The organism is Pseudomonas sp. FW215-R2, assembly GCF_058789255.1.
This window is the reverse complement of sequence record NZ_JBYTBO010000021.1, coordinates 106,898-114,271: the sequence shown is the minus strand read 5'-3', so window position 1 is coordinate 114,271 and position 7,374 is coordinate 106,898. Positions and strand designations below refer to the sequence as shown.

Annotated in this window: 6 protein-coding genes; 3 read left to right on the top strand and 3 right to left on the bottom strand. The window is 60.3% G+C overall.

What is annotated here, in order from left to right:
- Positions 1–78: 78 nt before the first annotated feature.
- A complete protein-coding gene (gene lpxH / locus AC3WRD_RS24570; RefSeq protein ID WP_102622492.1) occupies positions 79–834 on the bottom strand; it encodes a UDP-2,3-diacylglucosamine diphosphatase in 756 nt (251 codons plus the stop codon).
- Positions 831–1,337, bottom strand: coding sequence for a peptidylprolyl isomerase (locus AC3WRD_RS24565; RefSeq protein WP_085712420.1), 507 nt, complete (start codon positions 1,335–1,337; stop codon positions 831–833). Before AC3WRD_RS24565 ends, lpxH begins: the two co-directional genes overlap by 4 nt.
- A 252-nt stretch (positions 1,338–1,589) precedes the next feature.
- Here AC3WRD_RS24565 and AC3WRD_RS24560 point away from each other — a divergent pair, with 252 nt between their 5' ends.
- The 3 genes from AC3WRD_RS24560 to AC3WRD_RS24550 all read left to right on the top strand — a co-directional run bounded on the left by AC3WRD_RS24560 (position 1,590) and on the right by AC3WRD_RS24550 (position 6,214).
- Positions 1,590–3,290: a glutamine--tRNA ligase/YqeY domain fusion protein gene (locus AC3WRD_RS24560; protein ID WP_096822284.1), complete on the top strand. Its 1,701-nt coding sequence runs from the start codon at positions 1,590–1,592 to the stop codon at positions 3,288–3,290.
- 20 nt (positions 3,291–3,310) lie between these two features.
- On the top strand, positions 3,311–4,693 hold the full coding sequence (gene cysS, locus AC3WRD_RS24555; protein ID WP_102622491.1) for a cysteine--tRNA ligase: 1,383 nt from the start codon (positions 3,311–3,313) through the stop codon (positions 4,691–4,693).
- Between the two features lie 312 nt (positions 4,694–5,005).
- Positions 5,006–6,214, top strand: a complete 1,209-nt coding sequence (locus AC3WRD_RS24550; RefSeq protein ID WP_102622490.1) for an MFS transporter — start codon at positions 5,006–5,008, stop codon at positions 6,212–6,214.
- 66 nt (positions 6,215–6,280) lie between these two features.
- Here the strand turns inward: AC3WRD_RS24550 and AC3WRD_RS24545 are convergent, their stop codons facing one another.
- On the bottom strand, positions 6,281–7,153 hold the full coding sequence (locus AC3WRD_RS24545; protein WP_102622489.1) for an undecaprenyl-diphosphate phosphatase: 873 nt from the start codon (positions 7,151–7,153) through the stop codon (positions 6,281–6,283).
- Between the last annotated feature and the right edge of the window lie 221 nt (positions 7,154–7,374).

The following is a 7,374-nucleotide window of genomic DNA, read 5'->3' as shown; positions in this document are numbered from 1 at the left end:
TGGACGCTCCGCGTCCGCTTCGGCATGGGACGCGGAGCGTCCCGGGCTGCATTCCCACGCAGAGCGTGGGAACGATCATCAAACGGTGGCAGGGGCGGGCAGTGAAGGCGGCGGTGCAAAATCAAACGGCGCCAACGCAAACCCGTTCTCATCCACCTGCAACGCCCAGCCCTGACGATCCCAATCCCCCAGCACAATCCGCTTCGCGGCCTGATCGCCGATCTGCAACTTGTGGATCGCCGGTCGGTGGGTATGCCCGTGAATCAGGGTTTTCACCCCGTATTCCTGCATGATCCGCGGAATTTCCTCCGGCGTGACATCGACGATGTCATTGGCCTTCATCCGCGTCTGCGCCCGGCTCTCACTGCGCAGCTTGCGCGCCAGTTTGTGGCGGGTGCGCAAGGGCAGGTTGCGCAGGATGAACAGGCTCAGCGGGTTGCGCAGGTAACGGCGCAGCTTCATATAGGCTTCGTCGCGGGTGCACAGGCTGTCGCCGTGCATCAGCAGCACCGGCTCGCCGTAAAACTGCACGACACTTGGATCCTTCAACAGCGTACAGCCGGCCTGTTTGCAGAAGGCCTTGCCGAGCATGAAGTCGCGATTGCCGTGCATCAGAAAAATGGCCGTGCCGCTGTCGCTGAGTTCGCGCAGGGCCTGGCAGATGGAACGCTGGAAGGGGGTCATGGCATCGTCGCCAATCCACGCCTCGAAAAAGTCGCCCAGAATGTACAACGCACTCGCCGAGCGGGCGCGTCCGGCGAGCAAATCCAGAAACGCCCGGGTAATGTCCGGGCGCTCCTCTTCCAGATGCAAGTCTGAAATCAGCAATATCACGCTTCGATGATCTCGGCTTTCTCGATGATCACGTCGTCGCTTGGTACGTCCTGGTGGCCAGCCTTGGAGCCGGTCGAGACTTTCTTGATGCTGTCGACAACTTCAGTACCGGCGGTCACTTTACCGAATACCGCGTAGCCCCAGCCTTGAACGTTCTTGCCGCTGTGGTTCAGGAAGCTGTTGTCGGCCACGTTGATGAAGAACTGCGCGGAAGCCGAATGCGGCTCCATGGTGCGGGCCATGGCGATGGTGTACTTGTCGTTGGAAAGACCGTTGTCGGCTTCGTTCTGGATGCTTGGACGCTTGTCTTTCTTTTCCTTCATGCCTGGCTCGAAACCGCCGCCCTGGATCATGAAGTTACCGATGACACGGTGGAAAACGGTGTTTTCGTAGTGACCGGCTTTGACGTACTCGATGAAGTTGGCCACGGTGATCGGGGCCTTTTCAGCGTTCAGTTCGATGACGATGTCACCGTGGTTGGTGGTCAGTTTGACTTGAGTCATGGTCAGTACTCTTTATAAGGAATTCGTGGTTTTGGAGCCTCAGGCCCCGCAACCGGTTCAGCCTGCTTCGGCCAAGGTGCGCAGTTTAGCGTGACAGGCGCGAATTTCGAGGCTGTTTTTCAAATCCCTGCGATTAAATGCGCTCCTTTCTAAGGCCTGCTCTGTCAGCCCCTTGACAGCATCGGCTATGATAGCGGCTTTGTTTTGTCTGGCCCCTCTTTGCGGCCGCGCACATGTAAGTCAAGGATCCTAATGAGCAAGCCCACTGTCGACCCTACCTCGAATGCCAAGTCCGGCCCTGCCGTGCCGGTCAACTTCCTGCGGCCGATCATCCAGGCAGACCTGGACTCGGGTAAGCACACGCAGATCGTCACCCGTTTCCCGCCTGAGCCCAACGGCTACCTGCACATCGGCCACGCCAAGTCGATCTGCGTGAACTTCGGCCTGGCCCAGGAGTTCGGCGGCGTCACGCACCTGCGTTTCGACGACACCAACCCGGCCAAGGAAGACCAGGAATACATCGACGCGATCGAAAGCGACGTCAAATGGCTGGGCTTCGAATGGTCCGGCGAAGTGCGCTACGCCTCGCAATATTTCGACCAGTTGCACGACTGGGCCGTTGAACTGATCAAGGCCGGCAAGGCCTACGTCGACGACCTGACGCCTGAACAGGCCAAGGAATACCGCGGCAGCCTGACCGAGCCGGGCAAGAACAGCCCGTTCCGCGACCGTTCGGTGGAAGAGAACCTGGACTGGTTCGCCCGCATGCGCGCCGGTGAGTTCCCGGACGGTGCCCGCGTACTGCGCGCCAAGATCGACATGGCCTCGCCGAACATGAACCTGCGCGACCCGATCATGTACCGCATTCGCCACGCCCATCACCATCAGACCGGTGACAAGTGGTGCATCTACCCGAACTACGACTTCACTCACGGTCAGTCGGATGCCATCGAAGGCATCACTCACTCGATCTGCACCCTGGAATTCGAAAGCCATCGTCCGCTGTACGAGTGGTTCCTCGACGCACTGCCAGTGCCGGCGCACCCGCGTCAGTACGAATTCAGCCGTCTGAACCTGAACTACACCATCACCAGCAAGCGCAAGCTCAAGCAACTGGTCGATGAAAAGCACGTCAACGGCTGGGACGATCCGCGCATGTCCACGCTGTCGGGCTTCCGCCGCCGTGGCTACACGCCAGCGTCGATCCGCAGCTTCTGCGACATGATCGGCACCAACCGTTCCGACGGTGTGGTCGATTTCGGCATGCTCGAGTTCAGCATCCGTCAGGACCTGGACGCGAACGCCCCGCGCGCCATGTGCGTGCTGCGTCCGTTGAAAGTCGTGATCACCAACTACCCGGAAGACCAGGTCGACAACCTCGAACTGCCACGTCATCCGCAGAAAGAAGAACTCGGCGTGCGCAAGCTGCCGTTCGCCCGTGAAATCTACATCGACCGCGATGACTTCATGGAAGAGCCGCCAAAGGGCTACAAGCGCCTGGAGCCGAACGGCGAAGTGCGTCTGCGCGGCAGCTACGTGATCCGTGCCGACGAAGCGATCAAGGACGCCGACGGCAACATCGTCGAACTGCGTTGCTCGTACGATCCGGACACCCTGGGCAAGAACCCTGAAGGCCGCAAGGTCAAGGGCGTGATCCACTGGGTGCCGGCCGCTGCCAGCATCGAGTGCGAAGTGCGTCTGTACGATCGCCTGTTCCGTTCTCCAAACCCGGAGAAGGCCGAGGACAGCGCGAGTTTCCTGGACAACATCAACCCTGACTCACTGCAAGTGCTGACCGGTTGTCGTGCCGAGCCTTCGCTGGGCAACGCACAGCCGGAAGACCGTTTCCAGTTCGAGCGCGAAGGCTACTTTGTCGCGGATATCAAGGACTCGAAACCAGGTCAGCCGGTATTCAACCGTACCGTGACCCTGCGTGATTCGTGGGGCCAGTGATCAAGTCTTAAGGAACCATCGTGCTTTCGATCTACAACACGCTCACCAAGAGCAAAGAAGTCTTCAAGCCGCTGGATGGCAACAAGGTGCGCATGTACGTCTGCGGGATGACCGTGTACGACTACTGCCACCTGGGCCATGGCCGCAGTATGGTCGCGTTCGACCTGGTGACCCGCTGGTTGCGGTTCAGCGGTTATGACCTGACCTACGTGCGCAACATCACCGACATCGACGACAAGATCATCAACCGGGCCAACGAGAACGGCGAGTCGTTCGAAGCGTTGACCGAGCGCATGATCGCCGCGATGCACGAAGACGAAGCGCGCCTGAACATCAAGAAGCCGGACATGGAGCCGCGCGCCACGGATCACATCCCTGGCATGCACGCGATGATCCAGACCCTGATCGACAAGGGTTACGCCTACGCCCCGGGCAATGGCGACGTGTACTACCGCGTCGGCAAGTTCATGGGTTACGGCAAGCTCTCGCGCAAGAAGATCGAAGACCTGCGCATCGGTGCGCGGATCGAGGTCGACGAAGCGAAGGAAGATCCGCTGGACTTCGTGCTGTGGAAAGGCGTCAAGCCGGGCGAGCCGAGCTGGGAGTCGCCGTGGGGCGCCGGGCGTCCAGGCTGGCACATCGAGTGCTCGGTGATGTCCACCTGCTGCCTGGGCGAGACCTTCGACATTCATGGCGGCGGCAGCGACCTCGAGTTCCCGCACCACGAAAACGAAATCGCCCAGAGCGAAGCGGCCACCGGCAAGACCTACGCCAACGCGTGGATGCATTGCGGCATGATCCGTATCAATGGCGAGAAGATGTCCAAGTCCTTGAACAACTTCTTCACCATTCGCGACGTGCTCGACAAGTACCACCCGGAAGTCGTGCGTTACCTGCTGGTGTCGAGCCACTACCGCAGCGCGATCAACTACTCGGAAGACAACCTCAAGGACGCCAAGGGCGCACTGGAGCGTTTCTACCACGCGTTGAAAGGCCTGCCGAACGTTGCTCCGGCTGGCGGCGAAGCGTTCGTCGAGCGTTTCACCACGGTGATGAACGACGACTTCGGCACGCCGGAAGCCTGCGCGGTGCTGTTCGAGATGGTCCGCGAGATCAACCGTCTGCGCGAGAGCGATCTCGATGCGGCGGCCGGTCTGGCGGCGCGCCTGAAAGAACTGGCCAGCGTGCTGGGTGTGTTGCAGCTCGACGCCGATGACTTCCTGCAGGCCGGCGCCGAAGGGCGCGTGGATGCGGCTGAAGTCGACGCGCTGATCGCTGCACGTCTGGCGGCACGTGCTGGTAAAGACTGGGCCGAATCCGACCGCATCCGCGACCAGCTCACCGCCATGGGCGTGGTGCTGGAAGACGGCAAGGGCGGCACGACCTGGCGTCTGGCTGACTGATCGCTGTACCTGTTACAGACAAAACCCGCCTTGTGCGGGTTTTTGTTTTTCTGCTGTTTGGGAGATTGATCGTTCCCACGCTCCGCGTGGGAATGCAGCCCGGGACGCTCCGCGTCCCATGCCGAAGCGGACGCGGAGCGTCCATTGAGGCATTCCCACGCAGACGGTTCGACGCCTCGACGTGGGAACGATCTAACAATGCTCGCCTTGGTTGTCAAAATGAAAGCCTGTGATTGCTTTTGGTATTCGCATAGGTCTTGATAGCGCACGCGGCAGGACGCTCATCAGCGGCGAATCCGGAAGGGAGGAATCATGGCTAATCACTATCGCGAACTTGTATCTACACCCGGCGCCACCGGGCTGATCCTCGCGAGCTCTATTGCGCGATTGCCGCAGGCGATGATCGGCATTGGCATCATTACCATGCTGGTGGAGCAAACCGGTGTCTACTGGCTGGCCGGTGCAGTCGCCGGTACGTTTACCCTCGCCAATGCACTGATCGGCCCGTACATCTCGAAACTCGTCGATCAGCGTGGCCAAAGCCGTGTGCTGCCTGTCGTGACGACGTTCAGCATCGGCATGTTGCTGGCGCTGATCTTCGCCGTGCATATGAGGGCGCCGGCGGCATTGTTTTTTATTCTGGCTGCATTGGCGGGCACCATGCCGAGCATGCCGTCGATGATCAGGGCACGCTGGACGCAATTGTTCCGGGGCAAGCCGCAGCTGCACACGGCGTTCTCTCTGGATACGGTGCTGACCGAACTCGCGTACATCGTCGGCCCACCCTTGGCGATCGGTTTGAGCGTGAGCTTTTTTGCCGAAGCCGGGCCGCTTGTCGCGGTCGGGCTGCTGGCCGTCGGGGTGACGGCGTTTCTCCTGCAGCGTCAGACCGAACCCAAGGTTGTTGTGGGCCATACGCGGCATACGGGCTCAACCCTGCTGATTCCCGGCGTTCCCACCATCGTGCTGGCGCTGTTGGCGATGGGCGCAATCGGAGGCTCGATCGATGTCGCCGTTGTTGCCTTCGCCAATGCGCAAGGCTGGCCTGCCTCTGCGACCTTCATCCTCGCCGCCTATGCGTTCGGTTCGCTGGTGGCGGGCCTGACGTTCGGTGCCTTGAGGGTTTCCCTGCCGATAGAAAAGCAGTTCTTTATCGGGATATTGGTCACGGCAATCACAGGCGTATTGCCGCTGTTCTCACCTGACGTTTATGTCCTCTCGGCGATGCTGTTTATCGCCGGCATATCGTTTGCGCCAACGATGGTCGTGGTCATGAAGCTGGGGACGATCATCATCCCGCCGTCAAGGATCACCGAAGGGCTGACATGGATGACCACTGGCATCAGCATCGGCGTCGCTCTGGGTGGCTTGCTCTCGGGTTTGATCATTGATGCCTATGGCGCTCGGGCCGGTTTCGGCGTCGCCATTTTCGCGGGGCTGGCGATGCTGATAGTGGTGCTGGTCGGGCTGCGTACATTGGGTGCCGTATCCGCCACGAGTGCTGAACCGGCCTGCCGGTAACGTGTGTTGTACGAAGGCACAAAAAACAAAACCCGCACCAGGCGGGTTTTGTTTTTTTGGCGGGCCTTAGCTCAACAGCCCGGTGCTGACCGCGACGATCAGGAAAATCCCGAGCACCGCGCGGTAAATCACGAAAGGCCAGGTGGAGAATTTCTCCAGAAAGCGCATCAGGCCCCAGATCGCGAAGAACGCCGAGATACTGGCAACCACCAGACCGAAAATCAGATGCGCCCAGGCTTGCGCCGGCAGTTGCGCATGGAACAACACCCACAACTCCTTCAAACCCGCCAGCGCGATGGCCGGCAGCCCGAGCAGGAAGGAGAAGCGTGCTGCTTCTTCACGTTTGAAATTGAGGAACAGCGCCGCCGTCAGCGTCGACCCGGAGCGTGAAACCCCAGGAATCAGCGCACCGATTTGCGCAATGCCAACGATCAGCGCGTCGCGCAAACGCATTTCACCAACGGTGCGGCGGTGGCGGCACGTGAGTTCGGCGATGGCCAGCAACACCGCCATCACCACGCAGGAAATTCCGATCACCATCAAACCGCGCAACGGCGAGTTGCAGGCGTTGAGCGTCGAGGACAAGGCCAGGCCTGCAATACCGATGGGAATGGTCGCCAGTACGATGGCCACCGCCAGGATGAACCACTGATTGTTGAAATCGCGCTGCCGCACAGCCTCGACACTGCCGCTGACAACCTGCCTCACGTCTCGCCAGAAGTAACTGATGACCGCCGCCAGTGCGGCCATCTGCATGGCGGCAGAAAACGCCGAGCCGGGATCCGGCCAGCCGAGCAAGGCCGGGACGATGCGCATGTGGGCGGTGGAGGAAACGGGCAACAACTCGGTGATGCCTTGAATGATGCCGAGGATGCCGATTTGCAGGTAGTCGAGAGAGGCAAAGCCGGTATCAAGGCCGGTGGTGCAGATGTTGGTCAAAGAGCGTGTCCTGTGAGGGGCAGGAGGAGGGAGGTGTCTGGATCAAAGGTATGCAGCGATAAGCTGAAACATTTCGTCACAGTCTGGTCGGTGTGGTCAATGGGTGGGCTTGATGGTTTTTGATGGCCGCACTGGCGTCATTGCGGGCAGGCTCGCTCCCACAGGGGATTCGTGTCGTGGACGAAACCGCAGATGACGAAAATTTAATGTGGGAGCGGCGA

What these genes read in the sequence shown, in the direction of transcription:
- AC3WRD_RS24550 (WP_102622490.1), top strand. Translation starts at nt 5,006, where the DNA reads ATGGCTAATCACTATCGCGAACTTGTATCTACACCCGGCGCCACCGGG.
- AC3WRD_RS24565 (WP_085712420.1), bottom strand. Translation starts at nt 1,337, where the DNA reads ATGACTCAAGTCAAACTGACCACCAACCACGGTGACATCGTCATCGAA.
- AC3WRD_RS24560 (WP_096822284.1), top strand. Translation starts at nt 1,590, where the DNA reads ATGAGCAAGCCCACTGTCGACCCTACCTCGAATGCCAAGTCCGGCCCT.